We start from the raw sequence: 13,311 nt of genomic DNA, 5'->3' as shown, positions 1-13,311 counted from the left end.
GCCTGAAGTTTGGTAGTTGTCTAGAACAGCGGAACCTAGTGCTGGTGGTAGTCCACCAGGAAGTTGCCCAGGCGCTCGATGGCGTTTTCCAACTGGGACGCCCACGGCAGGGTGACCACGCGGAAGTGGTCCGGGGTGGGGTAGTTGAAGCCGGTGCCCTGGACCATCAGGATCTTTTCGGATTTGAGCAGGTCCAGCATGAACTTCTCGTCATCGTGGATGTTGTGCATCTCCGCGTCGATCTTGGGGAAGCAGTACAGCGCGCCCTTCGGCTCCACCACGGAGATCCCCGGGATCTCGCGGAGCTTCCGCACTGCGACGTTGCGCTGCTTGTGCAGGCGCCCACCCTCGGCGGTGAGCTCGTAGATGGACTGCCGGCCGCCCAGCGCCACCTGGATGGCGTGCTGGCCAGGCACGTTCGCGCACAACCGGGTGCCCGACAGCAAATCAAGGCCTTCGATGAAGCCCTTGGCGCGGCGGCGCGGCCCCGTGATCACCATCCAGCCGGCGCGGTAGCCGCACACCCGGTAGGCCTTGGACAGGCCGTTGAAGGTGATGCACACGAGATCCGGGGCGATTTCTGCCATGGAGGTGTGCGAAGCTCCGTCGTAAAGCACGCGGTCGTAGATCTCGTCGGCGAGCACCATCAGCTCGTGCTCGCGGGCGATGTTGGCGATGCCTTCGAGCACCTCGCGCGAGTACACGGCGCCGGTGGGGTTGTTGGGGTTGATCACCACGATCGCCTTGGTGCGGTCGGTGACCTTGGAGCGGATGTCCTCGAGCGAGGGATTCCAGTCATCCTCCTCGTCGCACATGTAGTGCACAACCTTGCCGCCGGCGAGGGTGGACGCGGCGGTCCACAGCGGGTAGTCGGGGGCGGGGATGAGGATCTCGTCGCCGTCGTTGAGCAGCGCCTGAGTGGTCATGCTGATCAGCTCGGACACGCCGTTGCCCAGGTAGACGTCGTCGATGTCGAAGGGCGGGAAGCCGTCGATCATCTCGTAGCGCGTGACCACCGCGCGGCGCGCCGAGGTGATGCCCTTGGAGGTGGTGTAGCCCTGGGAAGTGGGCAGGTTGGCAATCATGTCGCGCATGATCACGTCCGGCGCCTCAAAGCCGAAGACGGCCGGGTTACCGGTGTTGAGCTTCAAAATGGTGTGGCCGTCGCGCTCCATCTTCTCCGCGGTGGCGGTCACCGGCCCGCGGATGTCGTAGAAGACGTTCTTCAGTTTGTCCGCTTGGTCGAAATGGCGGTGCTTTTGCAGTGGCTCACTCATGCCACACCACTGTAGGCCTCTTTAGTTCTTGCGGAAGCGGTTTATCGTGTTTTGCGCGACATCGAGCGCATCCGAGGTCAGCTGGTTGAACTGATCCTTGCGCTGCACCCGCATCATGGCCTGCTGGTGCGCCTTGGCGGATTCGATCTCCAGCTGGCGGCGCTTGATCTCCTGGCGGCGCTGCTGCTCCAGCTGCCGCAGGCTGGGGGTGTACCAGGAGTCGGGGCCGACCTTCATCACGTACAGCAGGATGAACAGGGTGGGGATGATCAGCAGGAAAACCGGGTGCAAAGCGGTCAGCCCGAGCGCGCCGACCGTGCCCAGCCAGAAGACGCCTGCGCGCATGCGCTTGCCGGAGCGGCGCGCCTGCATGATCTCGCGGCCGCTGTAAAACACATCGCCCGAGTGCACTTCTTGCCTCTCGACGGCACCTCCGGCCGGCTGCGGCGGCAGATCCCCCAAAATCGGATCGAGGTCGGAGTGGACCTGTGCCTCGGCGACTTGCCGGCAACGGTCGTCGAACTCGCCCATGTTGAGCCGGCCCTCGCCGAGTGCGCGGCCGAGGGTGTCCATGGCGTCCATGCGCTCCTGGTCGCCGATTCTGAAGTTGCCGTATGGGGTGCTCACGCCGGACATACTAACGCCCCGGACGGCTGTCGTGCACGTCCGGGGCGCGGGGAGGGGATTGGGGTTAGTCCTGCGTGCGAGGCAGCTTGCCGTCGTTCCAGCGGGAGTCGTCCTCGTGGTTTTCGGCTTCCTCAACGGTGTGCACGCCTTCGCCGAGGGGCTTGGTGTCCATGTTCTGGTTCGGGTTGTCTGCGCCAGCGGCGGCTTTGTCGTCAGTTGGAGTCTCGATGTTGGTGTACAGACCTTCGTTTTCTGCAGTCATGCGCCCGATGCTACCCGCGTTTAGTCCCCGCTGAACTGGGATTTGTGCAGGCGCCAGTATGCACCTTGCTTTGCGACGAGCTCCGCCTGCGAACCTTGCTCCACAATCTGCCCGTTTTCCATCACCACGATCACGTCCGCGTCCCGGATGGTGGACAGGCGGTGCGCGATGACAAAGGAGGTGCGGTTGGAACGCAGCGCGTGCATGGCCTGCTGCACCATGACCTCGGTGCGGGTGTCCACCGACGAGGTCGCCTCGTCCAGGATCAGCAGGGCCGGCTGCGACAGGAACGCGCGCGCGATGGTGATCAACTGGCGCTCGCCGGCGGAGACGGACCCGCCGTCCTGGTCGACTTCCGTGTCGTAGCCGTCCGGCAGCGAACGCACGAAGCGGTCCACGTAGGTGGCCTTCGCAGCCTCGATGACCTCTTCGTCGGTGGCGTCGAGCCGGCCGTAGCGGATGTTGTCCATGATGGTGCCTTTGAACAGCACCGCGTCTTGGAGCACCATGCCGATCTGGCCGCGCAGGTCCTCGCGGGAGTAATCCCGGATGTCCACCCCGTCGAGGGTGATCGCGCCCGAATCGACGTCGTAGAAGCGCATGATCAGGTTCACCAGCGTGGTCTTGCCGGCGCCGGTGGGGCCGACGATGGCGGCGGTCTGGCCGGGCTCCACCCGCAGGTTCAGGTCCTGAATCAAAGGCTCGTCGGTGTAGGAGAAGGACACGTCGCGGAACTCCACCAGGCCTTCGGCGCGGCCGTCCATGCTGGCCTGGGAGCTGTCTGCGGGTTCTACTTCAGCGTCGAGAAGCTCGAAGACGCGCTCCGCGGAAGCGACACCGGATTGGAGCATCTGCATCATGCCGGCGATCTCGCCGAGCGGCTGGTTGAACTGGCGGGAGTACTGGATAAACGCGGTGGCGTCGCCGAGCGTGAGCTTGCCCGAGGCGACCTTCACCCCGCCGAGCACCGCGATGGCCACATACGACAGGTACGAGATGAACTGCATGGTCGGGTGCATCGAGTTGGCCAAAAACTGCGCTTTTTGCGCCGCGCCCGCAAGCTCGTTGTTGCGCTCGCCGAAGGTGCGGCGCAGCTCGTCGGTGCGGCCGAAGATGACGGCCACGTCGTGGCCGGAGAAGGATTCCTCCACGTGCCCGTTGACATCACCCGTGGCCTTCCACTGGGTGGTGAACTGTTTCTGGCTGCGCGTGCCCACCAGGCCCATGACCAGGCCTGTCAGCGGGATGGCCAGCAGCGCCACCAGGGCCAGCTGCCAGGAGATGGCGAACATCATCACCAGGATGCCCACCACCGTCAAAATCGCGTTGAACAGCGAGGACAGGGACTGCTGCAGGGCCTGCTGCACGTTGTCCACGTCGTTGGTGGTGCGCGACATCACGTCGCCGCGCTGGCGGGTGTCAAAGTAGCGCAGCGGCAGATTGTTGATCTTCGCCTCCACCCGCTCGCGCAGGTCGAACACCGCGCGCATGGTCAGCCGGTTCAAAATCGCGCCCTGGGCCCACATCAGCAACGACGCCGCCGCGTACAGCGCCACCACCACCACGATGAGCTGGCCGAGGCGGTCGAAGTCGATGCCGGATCCGGGGGTCAGTTCCATCGCCGAGGCCATGTCCGCGAACCGGTCCTGGCCCGCGGCGCGCAGGCCCTCGATCGCCTGTTCCTTGGTGGTGCCCGGCGGCATGTGCTTGGACATCACGCCGGAGAAAATCACGTCCATGGCCCGGCCCATCACGCGCGGGGCGTACACCGACAGGAACACGGACACCGCGTTCATGACGAACACGGCCACCAGCGCAACCTTGTACGGTGCGAGCAGCCCCAGCAGGCGCTTCGCGGACGGCCAGAACTGCTTGGCCTTGCGCGGCGCCTTGCTGGAGTAGTCGTCGCCCGCCATCTTCTCTTCGTATTCGGCGAGCTGGTCGTCGGTCAGCTCGGACCCGTTCTGGTTGCTCATGCGTCCACCTCCGCCTGGCTCGCCGCGATCTCCCGGTACGTCTCGCTGGCTTGCAGCAGCTCGTCGTGCGTGCCGCGCGCGACGATGCGCCCGGCCTCCATCACCAAAATTTGGTCCGCGTGCTTGATCGAGGACACTTTCTGCGCCACCACAATCACCGTGCGGTCCTGCACGATCTCGCGCATCGCCGCATTCAGGTTCGCTTCGGTGGTCGCGTCCAGCGCGCTGAACGAGTCGTCGAAGATGTACACCTTCGGGTCCGCCACCAGCATGCGCGCGATGCACAGGCGCTGGCGCTGCCCGCCGGAGACGTTGGTGCCGCCCTGGGCAATCGGCATGTCCAGATCCTCCACGAACCCGGCTTGCGCGACGCGCAGCGCCGCCCACAGCTCATCATCCGTGGCATCCGGGTTGCCGATTCGCAGGTTCGACGCCACCGTGCCGGAAAACAGCCACGGTTTCTGCGGCACCATCGCGACGGCCCCCACCAGGTCTTGGCGCGGGATGTGGGTGACCGGATGGCCGTCGATAAGCACGCGCCCCGAAGTCGGCGAGTACAGCCTGGGCAAGAGCCCCGCGAGCGTGGTCTTGCCGCTGCCCGTCGAGCCGATGATCGCCGTCGTCGTCCCCGGCGCCGCCTCAAACGAGATGTGCTCCAGCACCGGCTTCTCCGCGCCCGGGTAGGTGTAGGAGACATCCTCGAAGCGCACGGAGCCTTCGCCTATCGACGCCTCTCCGGTCGCCGACGCCTTCACCTCATGCCCGAGCACCTCCTCGATGCGGTCGGCGCAGACAATTGCGCGCGGCAGCATCATCAGCATGAACACGCCCATCATCACCGCCATGAGGATCTGCATCAGGTACTGCATGAACGCGGTGAGTGAGCCGACCTCCACCAGGCCCTCGTCCACGCGGTGGCCGCCGAACCACAGCACCGCGGCCGTGGCCAGGTTCAAAATCAGCATGATCACCGGGAACATGGTCACGAACACCCGGCCGATGTTCAGGCTCAGCCTGGTGATGTCGTGGTTCGCCTCCGTGAACCGCTCGGCCTCGTGGTCCTCACGGCCGAACGCGCGCACCACGCGGATACCCGCGATCTGCTCGCGCAACAGGCCGTTGATCGCGTCCAGCTTCTTCTGCATGCGCTTGAACAGCGGCATCAGAACCGCGGCGGTGATCCCCACCACGACCGCGAGAATGAGCACCGCGGTGACTACCAGCCACGACATGCCCGCGTCTTGGCGCAGAGCCATGATGATGCCGCCGATAGCCATGATGGGTGCCGCGACCATGAAGTTCATGAACAGCAGGAACGTCATCTGCACCTGCTGGACATCGTTCGTGCCGCGCGTGACCAGTGTGGCGGCGCCGAAATGAGCCATCTCCTCGCTGTCGAAATCGGACACCCGGTCGTACACGGCGGCCCTGATGTCCCGGCCGGTGTTCATGGCCACCTGGGAGGCGAACCACACCGCCGCGATCGCCGCCGCGATCTGCACCAGTGCCACCACCAACATCGTGCGGCCGGTGTGCCAGATGTACGGCACGTCCGCTTGGGCGACGCCGTTGTTGATGATGTCCGCGTTCAGGTCCGGCAAGTACAGCGTGGCCAGGGTGGTGATCAGCTGTAACACGATGACCAGCGCGATCTTGCCGGCGTAGGGTTTGCCGAAGCGCGCGGTAAGACGGATGAGATCCACGTATGCCCCTTCTTCTCGTTGCCCGGGGCAATCCTAGACTTCTGTCGCATCGCACACGGCTCGAGCGTGGGCACGGTGCCGTCCGGGCGCGTCTGCCCGGGCGCCTAACCGTTGTAGTGCTCAGGGAGGCCGTTTTTGCCGTACGACAGGCGACGGTGCAGCCATTCGAACGGCCCCGGCCTGCCAGCCCTCTCAAGTGCCCACGCACCAGCTACCGTGGCCAGCCAGATAAGCACCGCCCAGCCAAGCTTTCCGGAGATTGCTGCGTCGCGGGTCGCCCACCAGAACGCGGGCTGGGTTGTCAGGATGAAGAGGATCGTTTGCGCAAGGTAGCCGCTCATGGAACGTTTCCCCAGCGCCACGAGCGGTTGGGCTAGGTGCGGGAGGGAGCCGGAGGCGTTGATACGCGATTGCAACGGCCGGCACGCGAGGGAGATGGCAGCGAGGATGCCGGGGCCGGTGAGCATGCCGACGAGCTCGTTGGTGGCATTGAGCCCTGTAGCCCACCTGGGTTCGAGCGCGCCGATTTCCGCGCAGCCCCACGGGATGCCGACGGCCGCGATAACTACGGCTGCAAGAATCGCCCACCCGCGGAGCATCCGGGAGTTGCCGTCGACGTCGCCGAAGATACCGCGGCGGCCCCAGACGAACCCGACCACGACAAGCGGGAAGAAGGCGAGCATCTCGATCACGCCCATTGCCGGGTACACCCAGAAGTTGGTCAGGCCCGCGGCTATGCGGTCGCTGAGGTCGACGATGCGCGCGGGGCTGCCGTCTATTGGTTCCGCTGTCGACGAAAACGCGGCGAATACGCCAGGTGCCCGAAGCACCGCGTTCAGGGCGAACGCAGCACCTGCGAGGGCGTAGAGGGCCTTGTCGCTCCACCCGATGAACAAGCACAGGATGAGTGCCGCGATGCCGTAGGCCGTCATGATGTCGTTGGTGAAAAACAGCGTCTTATGCACCAGACCGAACAGAAACAGGAACCCGTAGCGGCGCGCGAGCACCATGCGCCGGGCGCGCAGCGGGTAGCCGCGCCGCTCGAGGCTGACAAAGATCATGCCGACGCCAACACCGAGCAGGGTGGCAAACATGGGCAAACCGCGCACGTGCACGAAGAGCGTCTCGAAGAAGACGAGCAGCTTCTCCAACACGGTGCCGTCACCGTTGTAGCCGCCGAGGCCCGCCGCGTGGTCGGCGCCCTCGGCAGGGTCCCAGTCAGTGACCATGTTGGCCATCGCGATGCCGACGAGAGCGAACCCGCGGGCGAGGTCGGGGGCCACGAACCGCTGGCGGGCCGCAGTGCGCTCACCGGTGTGTGTTGTGGTCCCTGTCGCGGTCACTTCACTGCCCTCCGCTGCACGGCAGCGTACGCGGCGGCGGCAAGGACCGCGACCCAGACCGCAAGAGTGACCACGCCGGCCGTGCCGTTCCCGGCCGCGCCGCCCGGCAGGAGCTTCTCCAGGGCCGCGGCCCACGGCTGGTTGATCGCGCCGAGGGCAGTCTCCACAATGAGCGACTCTACGACCCAGACGAAGAAGGACGCGGTGCCCGAACCGAGCAGTACGGCTGTCAGGGCCGCGAGGAGCGGGTACGCGATCCACAGCTCGGCCTGGCCGCGCACCATATCTGCGCTGTCGGCGCCTTCCAGAGCGACGCTGTCGACAAACACGTGCGCGCCGCCGAGCCCGATCGCCGAGGCGGCAAATGCCGTCAGTATGCAGGCGAGAGCTGCGATTCCGACGCGACATGCGAGCTCCCAACCGCGGTGGTTCGACGCGAGGTAGGCGTAGCCGATCGTGCCGCGCGAGTGCGCGCTGCCGGCGGGGAAAGCGCCCGCGGCGAACGCCACAGGGAGCATCAAAGCGGCCGGGATGAGCAGCATTGCAGGGTCTGCGGTGCTTGTACCGTTGGGGCCGAGGAGCATCGCGACGGCCATGGGCCCGAGAATGAGGGCGGCCGCGACAAACGCGAGCAGGATGCGCGTCGCGGGGCGGGAAAAGACTTCCCGAAGCGTTGCTTTCAGTGTGTGCATGGAAAACCTCCTACGTCCTATTTCGTCGACTCCAGGAACACTTCTTCGAGGCTTCGGCGGGATTCCTGGAGGGAGTACACCGTCACCCCGGCGCGCTGGGCGGCCTCGCCGACGTCTCGGGCGGTGGCGTCGTCGACGACAACGGAGTCGCCGATGACCTGGCCGCCGACGGCCTCAGCCAGCCGCGCCGGGTCGCTGCAGGTCGCCTCAACCCGGTTGGAGCCCAGGAAGTCTTCGAGCGGGCCCTCGCCGGCGAGGCGGCCGCGGTTGATCACCACAAGGCGGTCCGCGGTGAGCTGCATCTCGCTCATCAGGTGCGAAGAGACGACTACCGCACGGCCCTCGGCGGCCATCTCGCGGATGCGCCCCCGCATCCAGGCGACGCCCTGCGGGTCGAGACCGTTGACCGGCTCGTCCAGGATGACGTTGGATGGGTCCGCGATCAGCGCGCTGGCCACGCCGAGGCGCTGGCGCATGCCGAGGGAGTAGTTTTTCACTTGCCGTTTTGCTGCTTCCGCGAGCCCGAACGCCTCAAGCGCCTCGTCGGCGCGGGATTCCGGCACGCCGGCGTAATCGGCGACCATCTTCAGGTGGCCGCGCCCAGTCATGTGCGGGGCGATCCATTCCGGGTTGAGCAGTGCCCCGACGGCGCGTGCGGGCTGGTCGAGGGATCGGAAAGTGGAGCCGTCGATAAGCGCCTCGCCCTCGTCTGGGGTTTCTAGCCCGACGATCATGCGCATGGTCGTGGACTTGCCGGAGCCGTTCGGGCCCAAGAAGCCTGTGACGTCGCCGTCCGGCGCGGTGAACGACAGCGCGTTGACGGCGGTGGAGCTTGAATACCGTTTGGTCAGGTTGTGAACTTCGATCATGGTTCCCACAATCGCGCGTGGCGCAGGCGAAATCGTCCGCCCGCGGGTGTAAATCGGCGCGTACACCCTGGGGTGTAGGCGGCTAGTGGCCCAGCAACTCGCCGGTGCCCACCAAGCCCGCGCGGAACGCGAAGAGGACGGCGTGGACGCGGTCGCGGGAGTCAGTCTTGAACAGAATGCGGTGCACGTGCGTCTTCACCGTCGCGGGGGAGAGTGTCTCGGCCTCGGCGATCTCCTCGTTTGAGTAGCCGAGCGCCACCAAGCGAAGGACCTCCACCTCGCGCGGGGTAAGGCGCTCGAGCATCGCCTCGTTGCGTGCCGCCTCCTGATGCTCCGGGGCCTGCGCCGCGCCGATGACGTGGCGGGTCACCTTCGGCGCGAGCACCGCGTCGCCGCCGTCGACGGCGCGGATCGCGCTGAGCAGCTCGTCGGGGTCGGCGTCCTTGAGCAGGAAGCCGGAGGCGCCGGCATCGAGCGCGTCGAGCACCAGCTCCTGGTCGTCGAAAGTGGTGAGCATGATGACCCGGGTGTCGGGGTGCTCCGCAAGCAGCGCACGGGTGGCTTCGATGCCACCGACGCTGGGCATACGGATGTCCATGAGCACCACGTCCGCGGCCTCTCGGCCCGGCACCTCATCGCCGTCGCCGGCCTGCCACGCCACCTCCATGTCGCCCTGCGAGCCAACCAGCATGGAAAACCCAGCGCGCACGAGCGGTTGGTCGTCCACAAGCGCAACCGTGATCATCGAGGTACCTCCGCCGTCAGCACAAACTTGCCACCGTCGCGCTCGAAGCGTACCCGCCCGCTGACCGCGGCCACCCGCTCCTCGATGCCCACCAGCCCGAAGCCCCCCGTCGAGCTTTTGCTTTTTGATGCCGCGTTTTCCGCCTCCACCACAATCGAGTGGGCACCCACCACAAACCGGATCACGCCGGCGGGGGAGGACGCGTGCCGCAGCATGTTGGTCACTGCCTCCTGGCAAACGCGATAGAGCGTGAACTGCGTGAGCGCGGGCAGGTCGGCGGGCAGGTCGTCGAGGCCCTCGACGGTCAGGTCGGTCCCGCGGCGGCGGGCGTCGTCGAAAAGCGCCTCGAAGTCGTGCCGGCTCGGCGCGGTGCCGGCGGGGCGCTCGGTCTCGTCGCTGCGCAGCACGCTGAGCAGCCCGCGTATCTGGCCGAGCGCCGTGCGCGACTCCCGGCTGATGGTCTCCAGCGCCTCCTCCGCTACCTCCGGGTTGGACTTGGCGGCGTAGCGGGCGCCGTCGGCAAGCGCGGTGATGCCCGCGAGCGTGTGCGCGACGATGTCGTGCATCTCCCGGGCGATCTGCGTGCGCTCGCGCACGTGCGCGAACTCCACCTGCTGCTCTAGCTCCGAGATGCGCTCGCGGCGCTGGCGCGCCTGGGTGCCCAGCAGGTAGAAGAAGCCCAGCGCCAGCCAGCACAGCACGGTCGCGCCGACCCCGGCCTCCACCGCCTCGGTGGTGGTCATGCCGCTGGGCCACTCGGCGTCGAAGAACAGGTGGTGGGCGTAGAGGCCGGCGGTGGAGACCCCCAGCACCCACGCCACGAGCCAGGGCCGCTGCCTGCGCGGGGCGGACAGGCCCAGCAGGTAGGAGGCGAACGCCAGCGGCGGGGCCCAGTAGAGGAAGACGCTGAGGCTCTGCAGCGCCAGGGCGAGGGTGGCGCACGCGGCGATGCCGGGGACCCACAGCGCGGCGCAGGAGGCGGTCGCGCCCGCCAGGATGGCGGCCCCGGCCAGCTTTGCCGCCGCGCCGACCGGCGACTGCACTGTCACCCAGTCGACGATGAAGAGCGCGCCGAGCAGGATCGAGGCCACCGCCGCGCCGGTGCGGGCGCGCCCGGTCAGCTGGCCGCTCACGCGTCCGCCCCGTGCTCCGCGAAGAACGTCGTCATGGAGTCGAGCAGGTGCTGGTTCCACACTCCGTGGGCGCTCAGCGCGGAGGCGTGGTCGGCGTGCGGGCGTACCTGCTCGGTGAGCTCGACGCCGCTCGCCGCCGCGGCGGCGTGGAAACCCTCGTAGCTGCCGGGCGGGACGAGGCGGTCGTCCGCGCTGCGCACGATCATCGTCGGCTGCGAGCGGTCCGTGACGTGGTTCGCCGAGGTCACCGCGTCGGCGCGCGCCGGGTATTCGCCCGGGGTGCCGCCCAGGTACTTTTCCACCGTCTCGCGCGCGCCGCGGCCGGCGTACGGGTCGTCGCCGCCCCACACGGCCCGGGCGTCGAGAGCGGGGGAGTCGGCATAGACGGCGCGGGGGACGGCGGCGCGGCCGCCGCAGTCGGAGGTAAGCGTGCCGGCGGCGGCATCGTAGGAGGCGTCGAGAAGCAACTGCCCTCCGGCGGACTCGCCGTAGGTGAAGAACCTCGCCGGGTCCCCACCGTAGTCGGCGGCGTGCGCGCCCACCCACGTAAATGCGCAGCCAACCTCGCCGGCGGCGACGTCCCAGGTGGGCTGCTCACGGCTAGACAACGTGTAATCCATCGACACCACAACGTAGCCGCGGTCAGCCATCTGCCGCATGTTGTAGGCCTGGGAACGCTTATTGAGCTGGTCCCAGCCGCCGCCGTGCGTGTAGAGGAGGACGGGGCGCGGGCCGCCCTCCCGCGGGAGGTAGACGTCCATGTCCAGCTCGTCGGTCCCGAAGAGGTCGAACGGGACGGTCGCGTCGGGCCCCTGGGCGGTCTTGTCCAACCCCGCCCAGCTCAGCGCGGCCCACGCGTCGGCATCGGTGCCAAGCGCGCGGGCGGCGTGCAGCTGGCCGCCGAAAAGCGCCGCGGCGGCCGCGGTGGCCACCACCCCGAGGGCCGCCGGCAGAAGGTTCGCCCGCGAGGCGCGGGCGAGTGCGGCAGACGCCGCCGCCACGCCCAGCGAAATGAGCAGGAGCGGGCCCGCGTACTGCGGGCTGACCAGCGATGCCGCGCCCCAGTACGCGACGTGCGGGGTGAACGGCGCGAGCGCCAGCCAGGCAGCCAGCGCCGCGATCATCGCGAGCGGGGCGGCGAGGATGCGTGCGGGCCACTGCATGCTGTTGTTGCACTTGCTACTACTGCGCGCGGGAGTGGCCCAGCATCTCGTCCCACTCCACGATCTTCTTGCGCTCGCGCGGGAAGGTGGCGTCGGCGGCGCCGAGTGCGCGCTCGGCCTCGTCGAGCTTGTACCAGCCTTCCCAGGTGGCGTAGTCCACGCCGCGCTCGCGCAGCAGGTCGAAGATGTCGTCGGCGCCGGTGTGGGTCGGCGTGGCGAGCTTGCCGGCGTCGGCGTCGGCGATGAGCATGTCGGTGGTTTCCTTGGCGTCGGACTTGGTGTTGCCGATCAGGCCAACGGGTCCGCGCTTGATCCAGCCGGTGACGTAGAGCTTGTCCTCCGGTGCGGCGCCTTCCTCGGCGGTGACCAGGACGTGGCCGCCGTCGTTGGGGATGACGTGGCGCTCGAGGTCGAAGGGCACGCCCTCGACTGGCTCGGAGCGGTAGCCCACGGCGTGGTAGACCTGCTGGACCGGCCAGTCGGTGAACTTGCCGGTGCCGCGGATGCCGCCGTTGCCGTCGAGCTCCTGGCGCTCGGTGCGGATGCCGGTCACGGCACCGGAGTCGTCGGTGAGCACCTCCACCGGCTCCTCGAAGAAGTGGATGTGGATCTTGTGCGGGGCGTCGTCCGGCTCGCGCATGGCGTACTGCTCCAGCACCTGGCAGTTCAGGTCGATGGACTTGTCGGAGCGGCGGACCTGCTCGGACAGCTCGTCGTAGTCGATGTCCTCGGGGTCCACGAGCACCTGAATGGTGTCGGACTCGTCGAGCTCGCGCAGCTCCTTCGGCGTGAACTTCGCCTGGGCGGGCCCGCGGCGGCCGAACATGTGCACGGTCTCGGCCTTGTTGTTCTTCAGGGACTCGTAGACGTTGTCCGGGATTTCGGTGACCGTGAGCTCGTCGCCGGTCTTGGCCAGGATGCGGGAGATATCGAGTGCCACGTTGCCCACGCCGACGACGGCGACTTCCTTGGCCTCGAGGTTCCAGTTGCGCTCGAAGCGCGGGTTGCCGTCGTAGAAGCCGACGAACTCGCCGGCGCCGATGGACTTGTCGCCGCCCGGGATGAGCAGCTCGCGGTCGCGCACGGCGCCGGTGGAGATGACCACGGCGTCGTAGTAGTCGCGCAGGTCGTCGATAGTGATGTCGCGGCCGACGGTGACGTTGGCGATCAGGCGCAGCTTGTCCTTGTCCAGCACGTTGTGCAGGGACTTCACAATGCCCTTGATTCGCGGGTGGTCGGGTGCCACGCCGTATCGGATCAGGCCGAAGGGGGCGGGCATCTGCTCGAAGAGGTCGACGTGGATGTCGTGCTCTTCGTTGCGGATTAGCAGGTCGGAGGCGTAAATGCCGGCTGGGCCGGCTCCAACTACGGCGACGCGCAGGCTCATAAGTTTGTTGTCCTTTCGCAAAAGGGTGTGTTGATGTTGGACACTATAGCGTATAGACCGAGTGGTCTTAAACCTGCAAATATTTTCATTCGCAACCCCCGGAAATCCTTTACATTCACGGCATTAACCGGCAC

At 67.2% G+C, this 13,311-nt stretch carries 12 protein-coding genes; all 12 read right to left on the bottom strand.

Features of this window, described 5'->3' with window-relative positions; translation table 11 throughout:
- Positions 1-35 precede the first annotated feature (35 nt).
- Positions 36-1,277: a pyridoxal phosphate-dependent aminotransferase gene (locus tag O5O53_RS09015; RefSeq protein ID WP_269511489.1), complete on the bottom strand. Its 1,242-nt coding sequence runs from the start codon at positions 1,275-1,277 to the stop codon at positions 36-38.
- A gap of 21 nt (positions 1,278-1,298) precedes the next feature.
- Complete coding sequence (locus O5O53_RS09010) at positions 1,299-1,913, bottom strand: DUF1707 SHOCT-like domain-containing protein (protein WP_202032101.1); 615 nt, start codon at positions 1,911-1,913, stop codon at positions 1,299-1,301.
- 55 nt (positions 1,914-1,968) lie between these two features.
- Positions 1,969-2,166 carry a hypothetical protein gene (locus O5O53_RS09005; protein ID WP_269511486.1) on the bottom strand — a complete coding sequence of 66 codons (198 nt, stop codon included), beginning with the start codon at positions 2,164-2,166 and terminating at the stop codon, positions 1,969-1,971.
- A 20-nt stretch (positions 2,167-2,186) separates the two neighbouring features.
- Positions 2,187-4,142: an ABC transporter ATP-binding protein gene (locus tag O5O53_RS09000; RefSeq protein ID WP_269511483.1), complete on the bottom strand. Its 1,956-nt coding sequence runs from the start codon at positions 4,140-4,142 to the stop codon at positions 2,187-2,189.
- The gene (locus O5O53_RS08995) at positions 4,139-5,845 is read right to left on the bottom strand and encodes an ABC transporter ATP-binding protein (protein ID WP_269511480.1); all 1,707 of its coding nucleotides are present in this window, start codon (positions 5,843-5,845) and stop codon (positions 4,139-4,141) included. Before O5O53_RS08995 ends, O5O53_RS09000 begins: the two co-directional genes overlap by 4 nt.
- Before the next feature lie 104 nt (positions 5,846-5,949).
- The gene (locus O5O53_RS11770; RefSeq protein ID WP_194560601.1) at positions 5,950-7,188 is read right to left on the bottom strand and encodes a DUF418 domain-containing protein; all 1,239 of its coding nucleotides are present in this window, start codon (positions 7,186-7,188) and stop codon (positions 5,950-5,952) included.
- A complete protein-coding gene (locus O5O53_RS08985) occupies positions 7,185-7,880 on the bottom strand; it encodes a hypothetical protein (protein ID WP_194560602.1) in 696 nt (231 codons plus the stop codon). Before O5O53_RS08985 ends, O5O53_RS11770 begins: the two co-directional genes overlap by 4 nt.
- 17 nt (positions 7,881-7,897) lie before the next feature.
- Positions 7,898-8,749, bottom strand: coding sequence for an ATP-binding cassette domain-containing protein (locus O5O53_RS08980; protein ID WP_181889184.1), 852 nt, complete (start codon positions 8,747-8,749; stop codon positions 7,898-7,900).
- Between the two features lie 82 nt (positions 8,750-8,831).
- The gene (locus tag O5O53_RS08975) at positions 8,832-9,494 is read right to left on the bottom strand and encodes a response regulator (protein WP_038613169.1); all 663 of its coding nucleotides are present in this window, start codon (positions 9,492-9,494) and stop codon (positions 8,832-8,834) included.
- The gene (locus O5O53_RS08970) at positions 9,491-10,627 is read right to left on the bottom strand and encodes a histidine kinase (protein ID WP_051952337.1); all 1,137 of its coding nucleotides are present in this window, start codon (positions 10,625-10,627) and stop codon (positions 9,491-9,493) included. Before O5O53_RS08970 ends, O5O53_RS08975 begins: the two co-directional genes overlap by 4 nt.
- Positions 10,624-11,790, bottom strand: a complete 1,167-nt coding sequence (locus O5O53_RS08965) for an alpha/beta hydrolase (RefSeq protein WP_038613168.1) — start codon at positions 11,788-11,790, stop codon at positions 10,624-10,626. The genes O5O53_RS08970 and O5O53_RS08965 overlap by 4 nt, the downstream gene beginning before the upstream one ends.
- A gap of 19 nt (positions 11,791-11,809) precedes the next feature.
- Entirely contained in the window at positions 11,810-13,177 is a 1,368-nt protein-coding gene (locus O5O53_RS08960) for an FAD-dependent oxidoreductase (protein ID WP_269511477.1), read from the bottom strand.
- Between the last annotated feature and the right edge of the window lie 134 nt (positions 13,178-13,311).

The organism is Corynebacterium faecium, from assembly GCF_027257105.1.
In the GTDB taxonomy this organism is placed as follows: domain Bacteria; phylum Actinomycetota; class Actinomycetes; order Mycobacteriales; family Mycobacteriaceae; genus Corynebacterium; species Corynebacterium lehmanniae.
Note: the sequence above shows the minus strand (reverse complement) of the source record. Positions and strands in the feature narration are given on the sequence as shown.